Consider the following 15,270-nt stretch of genomic DNA (forward strand, 5'->3'; position numbering starts at 1 on the left):
TCCGCGGCGGCCGCCCAGTCCGGAAGCGGCTCGCACAGCTTCCGCCAGGTCTGCGGAACCGCGTCCAGGCCCGTCCGGGCGGCGACGACGCCCCCGGTGACGGCGCAGGTGGTGTCCGCGTCGCCCAGCCCCCCACCGTGGTCCACAGCGCCGGGACCAGGTCGTCGAGGTGGTGGGCGGCGCTCCAGAGCGCGAACGGCACCGTGTCCGGGGCGCGGATGCGCGCGCCGTTGCCCAGCAGGTCGGCCGCGCGGTGGGGCGGGGTGTCCCCGGGAAGGCCGGCGGCGGCCAGCAGTCCGTCGTGAACCGGTCCGGCGGGGCGGCCTCGGCCGTCCCGCCGCGGAGGTCGGCGGGGTGTCGCGTCCGTCCGCCGCCCGTCCGTCGTCCTCTCCCCCGTGCCCGGCGGCGGCACGGCCGACGTCCCCGGCGAACCACGCGCCCAGCGGGGCGACGCGCATGGCGGCCCCGTTGCCGGGACTGCCCCGGCCGTCGAAGAGCGACCGGGCACGGGACTCCCGGGAGCCGGGGTCAAAGGCCGGCCGTGGCAGCAGTTCGTGCATGCCGTGCCCGTGTCCGCGGCCCGGATCGGCCTCGTACGCCGCGGCGGACTCGCGGACCGGCGCCTCCTGGCCGACGGCCCCGGAACGCGGCAGTACCCGCGTCACGCACAGTGCCACGGCGGTGTCGTCGGTCCAGCACCAGGGCGCCTCGGCGAGGAGGGTGCGGGCGCGGATCATCGCGACCGCCTGCCCGGGCGGGTGGAAGAACCACCGCTGGCCGAACCCGTCTCCCGGCGCCGGACCGCGCAGGCTGTCCAGCGCGGCGGCGCGCGCACCGTCCCGTTCCCTTCCTCACCGTGCCGCCATGCCGGCCTGCGGGACCATCCGGTGCCGTCCCGCCTGCGCACCCCCGCTCCCCGCCCTCCGTCCCGGCCGGGCCCGGACAGGCCAGCGGCCCGCAGCGATGCGCGTCGCTGCGGGCCGCTGGCCCGACCGTCCGTGCTCAGACCAGCTGGGCGAGCTGAGCACGCCCGAACAGCAGGGCGTACCCCGGCGGGAGCCGGTCGATGATGCGGTCCAGCAGGTCGCCGCCGGCTATCTCGGCGACGACGCTCAGCACCGAGCTGACGTCCCAGCGCGCGGTCGCCGGGGTGGCGCCCTCGATGCGCGCCGCGACGCTGTCGACGAACTGCGCCCCGCTCAGGGGCTTGGTGACCCGGAGCTGGTCGGTCAGCACGCGCATCCCCTCCTCGGGGAGGCGGACGGCCAGCTCCGTGCGCTCCGGTCCGGTGAGGTGGCCCCCCAGGGCCGAGAGCACGATCCGCGAGACGCGTTCGGCCTCCTTGGTCGTCGGGTACTGCCCCCGCTCGCGTACCTTCGCCACGAACTCGCTCCACCGCATGTCCATCTCCCCTTCCGTACTGCTGGTACCGGTGAGGTGGTCGGCACGGGCCGTCGCTCGCTGTGCCGGCGTGCGCAGGGCAGCCGGCGCGGCACTGAGTGCAATGCCCTCCATACACCTGTATAGCTCAGGTCAAGAAAACTTGACAATAGCCGACTCACAGCAGCACAGCCACCTCGTGTCAGCCCTGATCACGGGGGGCGCGGCAACGGGCTTCCACGGATCGGGGCGTACACCCATGTGCCCCGGAAAAACGCTTTCACACAGAAGGACTTCAAGAGTTCGCAGTGGCGCACGAGCCACTTGCGCTCCCTCCGCCACCACCGGCCACAACCTCCCGTGACGCGGGGATTCCCGGCTCCTTCCGCCCGGCGCGGGGTCTTCGCGGCCGGAACGGCACCCGCTCCGGCCCCACCGGGGCGCGCGGCGGCCCCTCCTCCCCCGCGGCTCCGGACGGGACCGCGGTGACACGGAGTGCCGCCCCGGCGTGACAATGGCACGATGAGCAGCGCGACCTCCGGCCGGTCCCCCGGCACACCGCCGCCGCCCGACCCCGGGGCGGCCCTGGACGCCCTCGCCCCGCGGCTGCCCTCCCCGCTGACGGAGGTGGCCGACGAGCGTTTCACCCGCCGCGGCGTCCGCCTCCTGCTCAAACGCGACGACCTGATACACCCCGACCTCGTCGGCAACAAGTGGCGCAAACTCGTCCCCACCCTGCGCACCGCCCTGCGGGACGGCCGGCGCACCCTGCTGACCTTCGGCGGCGCCTACTCCAACCACCTGCGGGCCACCGCCGCCGCCGGACGCCTGCTGGGCCTGTCCACGATCGGTGTGGTGCGGGGCGAGGAACTGGCCGGACGGCCGCTCAACGAATCCCTCGCCCGCTGCGCCGCCGACGGCATGCGGCTGCACTTCGTGACGCGGGCCGAGTACCGCCGCAGGAACGACCCGGAGTGGACCGACCGCCTGCGGGACCTCTTCGGTCCGTTCCTCCTGATACCGGAGGGCGGCAGCAACGCGGCGGCCGTGCGGGGCGCCGCCGGGCTGGGCCGGGAACTGCGCGGCGCCGCCGACGTGGTGGCCGTCGCGTGCGGCACGGGCGGCACCCTCGCCGGGCTCGCCGCCGGGCTGGCGGACGGGCAGCGGGCCGTCGGCTTCGCCGTCCTCCGGGGCGGTTTCCTCCCCGGCGAGGTGGAGCGGCTCCAGCGCGCCGCCTTCGGCGGACTCCGCGGCTCCTGGACGGTGGAGGACCGCTTCCACTGCGGCGGTTTCGCCCGCACCACGCCCGGACTGGAGTCCTTCGCCCGGGACTTCGCGGACCGGCACGGCCTGCCGGACCTGGACCGCGTCTACGTCGCCAAGACGCTGTACGGACTGACCGTCCTGGCCGGGGAGGGCGCCTTCCCCCCGGGGACGTCGGTGGCCGCCGTGGTGACCGGTTAGCCTTCCGGCGTGATACGAACAGCCACTCCCGCGGACGTTCCCGTGATCCACTCCATGATCCGCGAACTGGCGGAGTACGAACGCGCGCTGGAGCAGGCCAGGGCCACCGAGGAGCAGTTGCGCGACGCCCTCTTCCGCGCGAACCCCGCCGTCTTCGCGCTGGTGGCCGAGGACGACGACAGCGGCGAACCGGTCGGGTTCGCCCTGTGGTTCCTCAACTTCTCCACCTGGACCGGCACCCACGGCGTGTACCTGGAGGACCTGTACGTCCGTCCCCACGCGCGCGGGGCGGGCCACGGCAGGGCCCTGCTGGCCGAACTCGCCCGCATCTGCGTCGAGCGGGGTTACGAACGGTTCCAGTGGTGGGTACTGAACTGGAACGAGCCGTCCATCGGCTTCTACAGGTCGCTCGGCGCCGAGCCGATGGACGAGTGGACGGTCTTCCGGCTCTCCGGCGAACCGCTGCGGTCCCTCGCCGCCGGCGCCGGGACACCGGGCGGCACCGGAACGACCGCGGCGCCGGGAACATCCGGGGACCGCGGAGCGCTGTGAACTCGGCGCGGCCGGAACGGATTGGGCACCACAGACCCCTAGCCACGCACAGTGGTCATGTGTTTACTATGGGTTACGTTCGCAGGAAAGGTGCCGTCCCGGACCGGGCGACATCACGCCTCCGATCGCGGTAGCGTCGCAGGCGAACGATCTGCCGCGCCGGTCCGTTCCTCCTCCGACACGGGGACGCCGGACCGGCGTTCGCAGCCATCAGCTCGTGCCACCTTGGAGGTGAGGGTGTCCCAGATCGCAGGCGAGCCCGGGACGCAGGACTTCGTCGAGGTCCGGCTGCCCGCAGAGGGCGCCTACCTGTCGGTGCTGCGTACCGCCACCGCCGGTCTCGCGGCCCGTTTGGACTTCACCCTCGACGAGATCGAGGATCTGCGCATCGCCGTCGACGAGGCGTGCGCCATCCTGCTCCAGCAAGCCGTTCCCGGCAGCGTGTTGAGCTGCGTCTTCAAGCTCGTCGGGGACTCTCTGTGGGTGACCGTCTCGGCGCCCACCACCGACGGCCGCGCGCCCGAGCGCGACACCTTCGCCTGGACGGTGCTCTCCGCCCTGGCGGGCGAGGTCGATTCGAGCGTGGCCGAGGATCGCACGGTCAGCATCAGCCTGCACAAGAAGCGCGGCGCCGGCCCAGGGGCGTCGTGACCGACACACAGGGGCCGGTACGGGACAAGGGGGTCGGTGTGAACGACCTGGAGCGTGAAACGCGGACGGGCCGCCACGAGAAGGCGGCCGGTCCGGTCATTCCCGAGCAGCACGCCCGGCCTCATCCGGCCGACTCCCATCGGCGGGCGGAACGGGCGGGTGCCATGGCAGACCAGGAGAACGGCAGGCGCGCGGACGGTGCGGACGGGCACCGCCGCCCCGGCCCGCAGGACCGGGGCGGCGCACGGGAGCTCTTCGTCAGACTGCGCGGTCTCCCGGACGGCTCCCCGGAGCGGGCCGAACTCCGCGACGCCCTGGTACGGATGCACCTGCCCCTGGTCGAGCACCTGGCGCGGCGCTTCCGCAACCGGGGCGAGCCGCTGGACGACCTGACGCAGGTCGCCACGATCGGCCTGATCAAGTCGGTGGACCGCTTCGACCCGGAGCGCGGGGTGGAGTTCTCCACGTACGCCACCCCGACGGTCGTCGGCGAGATCAAACGGCACTTCCGCGACAAGGGCTGGGCGGTGCGGGTGCCGCGTCGGCTCCAGGAACTGCGGCTGTCCCTGACGACGGCGACGGCGGAGCTGTCCCAGCGGTACGGGCGCGCCCCGACCGTCCACGAACTGGCCGAGCGGCTGTCGATCTCCGAGGAGGAGGTCCTGGAGGGCCTGGAGTCGGCGAACGCCTACAGCACGCTCTCCCTCGACGTCCCGGACACCGACGACGAGTCCCCGGCGGTCGCGGACACCCTCGGCGCGGAGGACGACGCGCTGGAGGGCGTGGAGTACCGCGAGTCCCTCAAGCCTCTGCTGGAGGAGCTGCCGCCGCGCGAGAAGAAGATCCTGCTGCTGCGCTTCTTCGGCAACATGACCCAGTCCCAGATCGCCCAGGAGGTCGGCATCTCGCAGATGCACGTCTCTCGGCTGCTGGCGCGCACCCTCGCGCAGTTGCGCGACCGGCTGCTGGTCGAGGAGTGACCGGCAGCGGTACGGCGGTCAGACGTCCCGGGGCTCGCTCGGGCCGATGCCCAGGGCCCGGGTGGCGGTCGGGCTGAGCACGCACACCAGCACGGCCAGCGCGGTGAGTGCGATGGCCGCCCCGCCCGCAAGCCACACACCGCCGTTCTGCGCCATCTGCCAGCCCGCCGGGACGGCCATGAGCTGCACGATCATGGCCGGCCCCCGGCTCCACCGGCGCAGCAGCCACAGCCCCCGCGCGGCGGCCAGCGGCAGGACGGACAGCGCCAGCACGGTCGCGGCCCCGGTGAGGGCCTGGACGGTGTCGTCGGCGTGGCGTCCGGTCAGGAGCATGACCAGCATGGCGATCCCCAGGCCCGCCACCACCAAGCCCTGCGCCGCCACCAGCGCGGCCGCGGCGGTGAGCCGCGCCGGCCGGGTGGCTGCGGAGGTGCGGGGGGTCTCGGCGGAGGATGCGTCCGTGCTCACCCCGCCAGGGTAACGGGGGCCTCCCGGCAGGGCGGCCGCCGCCCACCCCGGGGTGGGATCGCCCCGGAGGCGGCTGGGTACCCTGCACTCCATGCGCGCACTCCTCGTGGTCAACCCGGCAGCCACCACCACCAGTGCGCGGACCCGCGACGTGCTCATCCACGCCCTGGCCAACGACCTCGAACTGGAGGTCGCCACCACCGCGTACCGGGGCCACGCGCGCGACCTCGGCCGGCAGGCGGTCCAGCGCGGGGAGATCGAGCTGGTCATCGTCCTCGGCGGGGACGGCACGGTGAACGAGGTCGTCAACGGGCTGCTGCACCGGGGCCCCGATCCCGACGTCCTCCCCCGTCTCGCGGTCGTGCCCGGCGGTTCGACCAACGTCTTCGCCCGCGCGCTCGGCCTCCCCAACGACGCGGTGGAGGCCACGGGGGCCCTGCTGGACGCGCTGCACTCGGGCAGCGAGCGCACGGTGGGTCTGGGCCTGGCGGCCGGCACGCCGGGGACTGAGGACGCCGAGGTGCCCGCCCGCTGGTTCACCTTCTGCGCGGGGCTCGGCTTCGACGCCGGTGTGGTGGGCCGGGTCGAGCAGAAGCGGGAGCTCGGCAGGCGCTCCACCCACGCCCTCTACCTGCGCCAGGTGGTACGGCAGTTCCTGGGGGACGCCCGCCGCCGGGAGGGGACGATCACGCTCCGGCGGCCGGGCGAGGAGCCCGTCCGCGGTCTGGCCCTGTCGATAGTCTGCAACACCGCGCCCTGGACCTATCTGGGCAACCGCCCGGTGTACGCGGCTCCCCGGGCCTCCTTCGACACCGCCCTCGACGTGCTCGGCCTCACCCGGCTCACCCCGTCCGCGGTGACCCGCTACGGGACCCAGCTGCTGACGTCCTCGCCCGAGCGCGGCCCGCACGGCAGGCACGTGGTCTCCCTCCACGACCTCACCGACTTCACCTTGCATTCGCAGGTTCCACTGCCGTTTCAGCTGGACGGTGACCACCTGGGACTGCGTACGAGCGTGACGTTCACAGGCGTACGCCGCGCACTGCGTGTGATTGCGTAAGCGGATGCGGCAAAAGTCCTTTCAGTCGAACGTTTAGGCCAGGATCCACCCTCTGGAAGTACGGCTGTGACCTAGTCGACACCAAGGAATCAAAAAAAACTTCCCGGAGGGGGTTGTATCCGCAGCCGAGGTTTGCGAGGCTCTTCATGGCGATCGGGACGGTCGACGCCGACCCCCTTGAGAGCCTCGAATCCCCCTCCTCATCCTCAGGGACACACCCAGGAAAACTGGGCGATGCCCCTTCCCTTGCGGAGGGATTCGTGAAAGCGTTCACATTCACAAGCAATTATCGCAACGCGTAGGAGATGGAGCAGCCATGGACTGGCGTCACAACGCCGTTTGCCGCGAGGAAGACCCCGAGCTCTTCTTCCCGATCGGCAACACCGGTCCCGCGCTGCTGCAGATCGAGGAAGCCAAGGCCGTCTGCCGCCGCTGCCCCGTGATGGAGCAGTGCCTGCAGTGGGCGCTGGAGACCGGCCAGGACTCCGGCGTCTGGGGTGGCCTCAGTGAGGACGAGCGCCGCGCCATGAAGCGCCGCGCCGCCCGCAACCGGGCGCGCAAGGCCACTGCCTGACGCCCACCCCGCCACCGCTGCCCCGAACCGCAGCGCGCAGTGCCCGCAGTGCGCACCGCAACGACGACGTCGAACCCCGGACCGTACGGCCCCGCCACGGTCCGGGGTTCGGTGCTGTGCGGGGCCTGTTCGGCCCCCGGGCAGCGGGCCGGCGGGGGCACGTCCGCCCGGGCCCCGGCAGGCCCTAACGCCTGTCCTGCTCCACGGGGATGTCCAGGACCACCCGGGTACCGCCTCCGGGCGCCGGCACCATGTCGAAGGTGCCGCCCAACTCCCCCTCCACCAGCGTCCGTACGATCTGGAGCCCCAGGTTCCCCGCCGTGCGGGCGTCGAAGTCGTCCGGCAGACCGCGCCCGTTGTCCTGCACGGTGACCAGCAACCGCCCTTCTCCGCGGGGCGCTCCCGCGCTCCGGACCGCGGCGACCTCGACCAGGCCCTTCTCGCCCGGCCTGAATCCGTGCTCCAGGGCGTTCTGCAGCACCTCGGTGAGCACCATGGACAGCGGGGTGGCCACCTCCGCGGCCAGTACGCCGAAGCGGCCCGTACGGCGCCCGGTGACCAGCCCGGGGGAGATCTCGGCGACCATCGCCAGCACCCGGTCGGCGATCTCGTCGAACTCCACGCGCTCGTCCAGGGTCTGCGAGAGCGTCTCGTGGACGATGGCGATCGAGCCCACCCTGCGGACGGCCTCCTCCAGCGCCTCCCGCGCGGTGCCGCCGCTGTCCGCGCCGATGCGCCGGGCCTGGAGCCGCAACAGGGCCGCGACGGTCTGGAGATTGTTCTTCACCCGGTGGTGGATCTCCCGGATGGTGGCATCCTTGGTGATCAACTCCCTCTCCCGCCGGCGGAGTTCGGTGACGTCGCGCAGCAGGATGAGCGAACCGATCCGGACGCCCTTCGGTTTGAGCGGAATGGCCCTCAACTGCACCACGCAGCCGTTGCCCTCGATCTCGGTCTCGCGCGGCGCCCAGCCGCTGGCGAGCTTGACCAGGGACTCGTCCGTCGGGCCTCGGGAGGGCGCCAGTTCGTCGGTGGTCTGGCCCAGGTGCAGTCCGACCAGGTCGGCGGCCAGGCCGAGCCGGTGGTAGGCGGAGAGCGCGTTGGGGCTGGCGTACTGGACGACCCCCTCGGCGTCGAGGCGGATCAGTCCGTCGCCGACCCGCGGGGAGGCGTCCATGTCGACCTGCTGGTCGGGGAAGGGAAACGATCCCGCGGCGATCATCTGCGCGAGGTCGGACGCACTCTGCAGATAGGTCAGCTCCAGGCGGCTGGGCGTCCGCACCGTCAGCAGGTTCGTGTTGCGGGCGATGACCCCGAGGACACGTCCCTCGCGGCGCACGGGGATGGACTCGACCCGCACCGGCACCTCCTCGCGCCACTCCGGGTCGCCCTCACGCACGATCCGGCCCTCGTCCAGGGCGATGTCCAGCAGCGGGCGGCGTCCGCGCGGCACGAAGTGGCCGACCATGTCGTCCTGGTAGGAGGTGGGGCCGGTGTTGGGGCGCATCTGCGCCACGGAGACGTAGCGCGTCCCGTCCCTGGTGGGAACCCACAGCACCAGGTCGGCGAAGGAGAGGTCGGACAGCAGCTGCCACTCGGAGACCAGCAGGTGCAGCCATTCCAGGTCGGAGTCGCCGAGGGCGGTGTGCTGGCGTACGAGGTCGTTCATGGAGGGCACGGTGCGAGCCTAACCGCAACCGGTCGTGTCGCACGTCTGTCCATACGCGCCCGTGTGCGCAAGAATTGACGGCAGCCGTTCCGAACGACCGGTGTTGTGTTCAAGGCATGGACACGGGCTGCCGGTCCGGTCCAGAATGGCCGCCGACTTCCGCCCTCCCCGCACAGGAGGGTGGAGCGAGACCGGGCGCTCTCTGCCCTGACTGCGCCGGGTCTCCGATCGCTCCGGGCTGCGGTGCCGGACGGGTTGAGGGTCCCGTCCCGGCGCCGCGGCCCGCGGGTGTTCTCAGGGGGTGCCTCCAGGCCCCTCCGGCCAGGCCCGCATCGCCGTGGCGGCCACCGCCTCCAGTTCCTCGCGGCCGGCGCCGTCCCGTGCCTGCTGCGACATGCCCTGCATCACGGAGGTCGCGAACCGGGCGAGGGCGAGGGCGTCGGTGTCCTCCGGCAGTTCCCCGGCGGCGACGCCCGTCCGTATGCGGGAGGCGAACGCACGGACGTTCTCCTCGCGCATCGCCCGCAGCGCCCCGGCCACCTCCGCGGAGGCGGGTGCGGCGTTGACCGCGGCGTTGATCACCAGGCAGCCGGGCGGGCGGCCCGGTTCGGTGTACTCCACCGCCGCCTCGCGCAGAACGCGCCCGACGGCGTCCCGGGCCGTGGGCTCCTCGGTCAGCGCGCGCCCGATGAAGCCGCCGTACCGGCGGACGTAGACCTCCACGACCTCCTCGAACAGCGTCCTCTTGTCGCCGAAGGCGGCGTACAGGCTGGGCGCGGCTATGCCCATGGCCCGGGTGAGGTCGGCGATCGAAGTCGTCTCGTAGCCGTGCTCCCAGAAAGCGCGCAGCGCCTTCTCCAGAGCCGTGTCGCGGTCGAAGGAGCGGGGTCGTCCCCGCTGTCCGGTCGTCATGCCACCGATTCTATAGCGAGCACTCAAAAAATCGTGCTACGGTTTTTCTGTACCGAGCGCTAAAGAATGAAAGGGGACCACTGTGTCCGTACTCGAGCAGCGTGCGAGGACCGCTGAAGGGGCCCGGCTCGCGGGCAGGACGGCCCTGGTCACCGGCGGCAGCAGGGGCATCGGGCGGGCCGTGGCCGAGCGGCTGGGCAGGGACGGCGCCCGGGTCGGGGTGCACTACGGCCACGACGAGGCGGCGGCGAAGGAGACGGTGGCCGCCGTCGAGGCCGCCGGCGGTTCGGCCTTCGCGATCCGGGCGGAGCTGGGGGTGCCGGGTGACGCGGAGTCCCTGTGGGAGGCATTCGACCGGGAGGCCGACGGGCTGGACATCCTGGTCAACAACGCCGGGATCACCGGTCGGCGCGCCCCCCTGTCCGGGATCGCACCGGAGGACTTCGACCGGGTCTTCGCCGTCAACGCCAGGGCGCCGTTCTTCATCACCCGTCTCGCCCTGGAACGGCTGCGCGACGGCGGGAGGATCGTCAACGTCTCCACGAACCTGACCCGCGGCAACACCGTGCCGGAGCTGATCTCCTACGCGATGACCAAGGGCGCCCTCGACGCTTTCACCCTGACCCTCGCGAAGGAACTGGGGCCTCGGGGCATCACGGTCAACGCCGTGGCTCCGGGTGCGGTGGACACCGACATGAACGCGGACTGGCTGCGCGGGAACGAGGAGGCACGGCGGCGGACCGCCGCGCAGAGCGCCCTGGGACGGGTCGGCGAGCCGCGGGACGTGGCCGACGTGGTGGCCTTCCTCGCCTCCGACGACAGCCGCTGGGTGACGGGCCACTGGCTGGACACGACGGGTGGCGCGCTGCTGTAGCCCACGGCGCGCGCGGGCTCCGCGCCGGGCGGACGCGGTACGGGGGCCGCGTGGGTTCAGCGGGTCTCGGTGACCTTCGCCAGGGCGCGGGGGGCGTCCGGATCCTGGCCCCGGGCGAGGGTCACCTCATGGGCCAGCATCTGCAGCGGGAGGATCTCCAGAACGGGCTGGAGTTCCTCGGCCACCCCCTCCGTCGGCAGGACGAAGCCCGCGGAGGCGTCGGCCACCTGCTGTTCGGGGCCGATGACGACGAGGTCGGCGCCTCGGTCCTTCAGCCGGTCGAGGACGGGCTGAAGCGCCCTGCCCCCCTTGCCGTCGGTGACGATGGCGATCACCGGTGAGACGTTGTCGACCATCGCCAGCGGACCGTGCAGCAGGTCGGCACCGGAGTAGGACAGCGCCGGGATGTAACTGGTCTCCATCAGCTTCAGCGCGGCCTCCTTGGCCGTCGGATAGCCGTAGCCGCGGGAGGTGATCACCATGCGCTCGGCGAAGCGGTAGCGTGCCGCGAGCCGCCTCACCTCGTCCTGGCGCGCCAGGACCGACTCGGCCAGATCGGGCAGCGCCTTGGCCGCGGCGGTGCCGTCGCCGCCGCGGAGCCCCTCGACCAGGAGGTACAGCGACAGCAGCTCGGCCGTGTAGGTCTTGGTCGCCGGGAGGGCCCTCTCGGGGCCGGCCAGGATGTCGATGTGGAACTCGCAGGCCTCGGCCAGCGGCGAGCCCGGGTTGTTGGTCACCGCCAGGGTGACGGCACCGGCCTCGCGTGCGGCCCGGGTGGAGGCCACCAGGTCCGGGGAGCCGCCGGACTGGCTGACGGCGACGACCAGGCAGTCGGTGAGGTCCTGGCGGGCTCCGTAGGCGGTGGTGGTGGACATGGAGGTCAGGCCGCAGGGCCTGCCCAGCAGGATCTCCAGCAGGTACTTCGCGTAGAGAGCCGCGTTGTCGGACGTGCCGCGGGCGGTCAGCAGGACGAAGCGGGGGCGGCGGGCCGCGATGCGCTCGGCGACCTCGCGGATCCTCGGCGCGCCCTCGCCGAGGATCCGCCGCAGCACGGCGGGCTGCTCGGCCATCTCACCGGCCATGATCCGGCCCGGCCGCTCGCCGCGGGGTGCGGTGGTGGCGGACATGCTGGTGCCTCCCGTCGTCCGTGGTGTGTACGGTCCACGGAGGTTCAGTCCCCGGTCCCCCGGCCGGCGATGACCTCCGCGGCGGCCCGTCCGCAGACGCGGGCGGCGCCGTGGGTCGCGATGTGGAGGGCTCCGGACGGCGGCGCCTGGGGCAGGCCCATCTCGACCACGACCGTGTCCGGCCGGGCTGTGAGCAGGGCGTCCAGGGCTTCCGCCATCCAGGGGTGCCGGTGGACGTCGCGTACCACGGCCACGATCCTACGGTTCGCCGCCTCGCCGAGCATCCGCTCGACCAGCGCGGCCGCACCCGCCTCCTCGGCCTGCTCGCGGTTCCAGGAGCCGGTCACGGTGCCGGGACGGAGGTCCGCCAGTTCGGCGGCGACTCCCCAGGGGGTCTCGTCGCCGACGGCGATGTTGGCGACGGGGGTGAAGGCGGCGACGTACGGTGGCCCGTCCGGAGGCGTGTAGTCCTCCGCGCCGGTGATCCTCAGGGCGCGGCGGGCGGCGGCCAGCCCGATCCCCGGGTCGGGCGGGACGGTCTCCGCTCCGCGGCCGGAGGCCTCGGCGGCCCAGTGGGCGAGCGCGCGGACCCGGTCCGCGGCGTCGGCGAGCCGCTCCTCGGGCAGCTCCCCGTCCCGCACGGCCCTCACCAGTGCGTCGCGCAGGCGCAGCACGGTGTCCTCGTCGGCCAGTCCTCCGCCGACGCAGATGGCGTCGGCACCCGCGGCGACGGCCAGCACGCTGCCGCGCTCGATCCCGTAGGCCGCCGCGACGGCCCGCATCTCCATCCCGTCGGTGACGATCAGCCCCTGGAAACCCAGCCCTCCCTCGCCCTCGGGCGCACGCAGCAGACCGTTCAGGACGGCCGGGCTGAGCGTGCCCGGGAGTGCCGGGTCGAGGGCGGGCAGCAGGATGTGGGCGCTCATCACGCACTTGCTGCCCGCGGCGATCGCCGCCCGGAACGGGACGAGTTCGCGCTCGGTGAGCGTGGCCAGGTCGGCGTCGATACGGGGAAGGGCGTGGTGGGAGTCGACCGCCGTGTCGCCGTGCCCGGGGAAGTGCTTGGCGCAGGCGGCGACTCCGGCGGACTGCAGCCCCTCGACCCATGCGGCGGTGTGCCGGGCCACCAGGTCCGGCGTGTCGCCGAAGGAGCGGACGCCGATGACCGGGTTGTCGGGGTTGGAGTTGACGTCGGCCGAGGGTGCCCAGTCCATGGTGACACCGCACTCGGCCAGCCTGCGCCCCAGCTCGCGGGCGACGGCGCGGGTCAGGTCCGTGTCGTCGACCGCGCCGAGGGCGAGGTTGCCGGGGAAGGACGATCCTGTGCGGGCCTCCAGGCGGGTGACGTCTCCGCCTTCCTCGTCGACGGCCACCAGCACCTCGGGCCGGACCCGGCGCAGCCGGGCGGTGAGCTCGGCCAGTTGCGCGGGGGAAGCGATGTTGCGGCCGAACAGTCCCACGGAGACGAGTCCCTCGTCGAGCCGGCGCAGCAGCCAGTCGGGCGCCTCGGTGCCGGTGAAGCCCGGCTGCAGGACGGCGAGGGCGTCGCGGGCCAGTGTGCCGGCGGCGTCGGCGGAACCGGTGCGAGTCGTCATGGTCGGTGCGTCATCCCTTCACCGCGCCGGAGGTCAGACCGCCGACGGCACGTCGTTGGAGCACGAGGAACAGGAGCAGCACGGGGACGGCGAACAGGGACGAGGCGGCCATGGTGGCGCCCCAGTCGTTGCCGAAGGCGGACTGGAACTGGGTCAGCCACAGGGGAAGGGTGTACGCCTCGGACTCCTTGTTGAGCACCAGCACCATGGCGAACTCGTTCCAGGCGGTGATGAATCCGAAGAGGGAGGTGGACATCAGCCCGGGGGCGAGCAGCGGGAAGACGACCCGGAAGAAACTCTGGGCGCGGTTGCAGCCGTCGATCATCGCGGCCTCCTCCAGCTCCCGGGGGACCGCGGCGATGAATCCCCGCAGCGTCCAGATGGTGAAGGGGAGGACCATCACGAAGTAGATCAGCGTCAGGAAGCCGATGCTGTTGAGCATCCGGGTGTCCCGGGCGATCAGGTACATCACGATGACCATGACCTCCCAGGGGGCGAGCTGCGCCATCATCACCCCGAGCACCAGGCCCTTGCGGCCCCTGAACCTCATCCGCACGATCGCGAAGCCGGCCGCGAGCGCGACGAGCAGGGCGAGCAGTACGGCGCCGAAGGCGACGGTGAGGCTGTTGCGGACGTACGTCCAGAACATGTCCACGCCGGTGGCGGTGCCGTAGTGCTCGAAGGTGGGCGTGAACAGGAAGGTGGGCGTCTTGGTGAGGATCTCGGACGCCGGTTTGAAGGACGTCGAGAGCATCCAGTAGACGGGGAAGACGAAGAAGGCCGCCAGTACCAGCGCCACGGCGTTCAGCGAACCGCCGCGCAGGCTCTTCCTCCACCTGGCGCGCCTGGCCGCCCCGCCGGCCGGAGGCCGCTGCCGGAGGTCCGCCGGGGACGCGCCCGCCGGGCCGGCCGGAATGGTGTTGCTCACTGCTCCTCCTCCTGCTTGAGGATCAGGCGGAAGTAGAAGGACATGGCGACCAGCAGGATCAGGATGGTCAGCACCGAGGCGGCCGCGGCGAGGCCGAAGTTCATCTGGGCCATGCCCTCGATGTAGGCGAAGACCGGGAGGGTCTCGGAGCCCCGGTCGGGTCCGCCGTTGTTGAGGGCGACGATCTGGGCGAACGCCTTGAACACCCAGATGATCTCCAGGAAGGTGGTGATCAGGAAGAAGGGTCTGAGCATGGGGAAGACCACCGAGCGGAAGATCCTCCAGTTGGAGGCGCCGTCCACCCGGGCGGCCTCGTACAGCTCGCCGCTGATGGTGGTCAGTCCCGCGTACAGGTTGAGGGCGACGAACGGCACCGACGCCCAGACGATCATCAGGGTGACGATGGACAGGGTCGAGAACCCGGTGTCGAACCAGCTGTGGTGCTCCTGGTCGGAGAGGCCGAGGGCGCGCATCGCCCAGTTCACGACGCCGAACTGGGTGTCGAACAGCCAGCGGAAGACGGTGGCGGACGCGACGACCGGCATGGCCCAGGCCATGACCAGGGCCAGCGAGAGCACGAGCCGCATCCTCTTGCCGAGGGCGTTGAGCAGCAGTCCGACCAGGGTGCCGAGTCCCATGATCAGCACCACGTTGACCACCGTGAAGACGAAGGTCCGGACGACGACCGTCCAGAAGGCCTCGTCCTCCAGCAGCTCCGCGTAGTTGTCGAGGCCCGTCCACACGGTGGCCCGGGAGATCATCTCGATGCGGCCGAGCTGCTGGAAGGAGAGCACGAGATTGCGGATCAGCGGGTAGCCCAGGAGCACCAGCAGGGAGAGCGCCGCCGGGGCGGTCAGCGCGTACGGCAGCCACCCCGACGAGCGCGGCCGCCCACCGCGCTCCCCCTGCCCGGTGGTCTTCGGCTCCGGGGCACCGGGCGGCAGGACGCCGTCGGCTCCCCCTGTGTCCCGGGCGGCGTCCCCCGGCAGCTCTCCGGCTGCGGGCGCCGCTTCCCTGGCGTGCACGGTCATGTCTG

General features: G+C 72.4%; 15 protein-coding genes and 1 pseudogene. 7 read left to right on the plus strand and 9 right to left on the minus strand.

The window, feature by feature from the left end:
- Positions 1–413 precede the first annotated feature (413 nt).
- Both ABD358_RS14655 and ABD358_RS14660 read right to left on the minus strand, forming a co-directional pair.
- Positions 414–818 (minus strand): annotated as a pseudogene (locus ABD358_RS14655) (ADP-ribosylglycohydrolase family protein); the annotation flags it as partial.
- Between the two features lie 184 nt (positions 819–1,002).
- Positions 1,003–1,407 carry a DUF2267 domain-containing protein gene (locus tag ABD358_RS14660; RefSeq protein WP_344631431.1) on the minus strand — a complete coding sequence of 135 codons (405 nt, stop codon included), beginning with the start codon at positions 1,405–1,407 and terminating at the stop codon, positions 1,003–1,005.
- A gap of 495 nt (positions 1,408–1,902) precedes the next feature.
- On the opposite strand from ABD358_RS14660, the gene ABD358_RS14665 reads away from it, so the two are divergent.
- The 4 genes from ABD358_RS14665 (at position 1,903) to ABD358_RS14680 (ending at position 5,027) form a co-directional block, all read left to right on the plus strand.
- Positions 1,903–2,844, plus strand: coding sequence for a 1-aminocyclopropane-1-carboxylate deaminase/D-cysteine desulfhydrase (locus tag ABD358_RS14665; RefSeq protein WP_344631432.1), 942 nt, complete (start codon positions 1,903–1,905; stop codon positions 2,842–2,844).
- A 9-nt stretch (positions 2,845–2,853) separates the two neighbouring features.
- The gene (locus ABD358_RS14670) at positions 2,854–3,396 is read left to right on the plus strand and encodes a GNAT family N-acetyltransferase (protein WP_344631433.1); all 543 of its coding nucleotides are present in this window, start codon (positions 2,854–2,856) and stop codon (positions 3,394–3,396) included.
- 237 nt (positions 3,397–3,633) lie between these two features.
- Positions 3,634–4,047 (plus strand): ATP-binding protein, encoded by a 414-nt coding sequence (locus ABD358_RS14675; RefSeq protein ID WP_344631434.1) that lies wholly within the window; start codon positions 3,634–3,636, stop codon positions 4,045–4,047.
- Positions 4,048–4,085: 38 nt separating this feature from the next.
- Complete coding sequence (locus ABD358_RS14680) at positions 4,086–5,027, plus strand: RNA polymerase sigma factor SigF (protein ID WP_425576334.1); 942 nt, start codon at positions 4,086–4,088, stop codon at positions 5,025–5,027.
- Between the two features lie 18 nt (positions 5,028–5,045).
- On the opposite strand, the gene ABD358_RS14685 is transcribed toward ABD358_RS14680, so the two are convergent.
- Complete coding sequence (locus tag ABD358_RS14685; protein ID WP_344631435.1) at positions 5,046–5,495, minus strand: hypothetical protein; 450 nt, start codon at positions 5,493–5,495, stop codon at positions 5,046–5,048.
- 91 nt (positions 5,496–5,586) lie between these two features.
- Here ABD358_RS14685 and ABD358_RS14690 point away from each other — a divergent pair, with 91 nt between their 5' ends.
- Together ABD358_RS14690 and ABD358_RS14695 are read left to right on the plus strand one after the other, a co-directional pair.
- Complete coding sequence (locus ABD358_RS14690; protein ID WP_344631436.1) at positions 5,587–6,555, plus strand: diacylglycerol/lipid kinase family protein; 969 nt, start codon at positions 5,587–5,589, stop codon at positions 6,553–6,555.
- 316 nt (positions 6,556–6,871) lie between these two features.
- Positions 6,872–7,129, plus strand: coding sequence for a WhiB family transcriptional regulator (locus tag ABD358_RS14695; protein WP_031505974.1), 258 nt, complete (start codon positions 6,872–6,874; stop codon positions 7,127–7,129).
- Between the two features lie 184 nt (positions 7,130–7,313).
- Here the strand turns inward: ABD358_RS14695 and ABD358_RS14700 are convergent, their stop codons facing one another.
- Positions 7,314–8,798 carry a histidine kinase N-terminal domain-containing protein gene (locus tag ABD358_RS14700; protein ID WP_344631437.1) on the minus strand — a complete coding sequence of 495 codons (1,485 nt, stop codon included), beginning with the start codon at positions 8,796–8,798 and terminating at the stop codon, positions 7,314–7,316.
- Between the two features lie 294 nt (positions 8,799–9,092).
- Positions 9,093–9,710: a TetR/AcrR family transcriptional regulator gene (locus ABD358_RS14705; protein WP_344631438.1), complete on the minus strand. Its 618-nt coding sequence runs from the start codon at positions 9,708–9,710 to the stop codon at positions 9,093–9,095.
- An 82-nt stretch (positions 9,711–9,792) separates the two neighbouring features.
- Here ABD358_RS14705 and ABD358_RS14710 point away from each other — a divergent pair, with 82 nt between their 5' ends.
- Positions 9,793–10,584 (plus strand): SDR family oxidoreductase, encoded by a 792-nt coding sequence (locus ABD358_RS14710; protein ID WP_344631439.1) that lies wholly within the window; start codon positions 9,793–9,795, stop codon positions 10,582–10,584.
- 56 nt (positions 10,585–10,640) lie between these two features.
- On the opposite strand, the gene ABD358_RS14715 is transcribed toward ABD358_RS14710, so the two are convergent.
- From ABD358_RS14715 to ABD358_RS14730, 4 genes are all read right to left on the minus strand, one after another.
- Positions 10,641–11,711 (minus strand): SIS domain-containing protein, encoded by a 1,071-nt coding sequence (locus ABD358_RS14715; RefSeq protein ID WP_344631440.1) that lies wholly within the window; start codon positions 11,709–11,711, stop codon positions 10,641–10,643.
- Between the two features lie 44 nt (positions 11,712–11,755).
- Positions 11,756–13,306, minus strand: coding sequence for a glycoside hydrolase family 3 protein (locus ABD358_RS14720; protein ID WP_344631441.1), 1,551 nt, complete (start codon positions 13,304–13,306; stop codon positions 11,756–11,758).
- Between the two features lie 10 nt (positions 13,307–13,316).
- The gene (locus tag ABD358_RS14725) at positions 13,317–14,129 is read right to left on the minus strand and encodes a carbohydrate ABC transporter permease (RefSeq protein WP_344631539.1); all 813 of its coding nucleotides are present in this window, start codon (positions 14,127–14,129) and stop codon (positions 13,317–13,319) included.
- Between the two features lie 101 nt (positions 14,130–14,230).
- Positions 14,231–15,265, minus strand: coding sequence for a carbohydrate ABC transporter permease (locus tag ABD358_RS14730; RefSeq protein WP_344631442.1), 1,035 nt, complete (start codon positions 15,263–15,265; stop codon positions 14,231–14,233).
- Positions 15,266–15,270: the final 5 nt, after the last annotated feature.

Source organism: Streptomyces glaucosporus (assembly GCF_039533345.1).
GTDB lineage: Bacteria > Actinomycetota > Actinomycetes > Streptomycetales > Streptomycetaceae > Streptomyces > Streptomyces glaucosporus.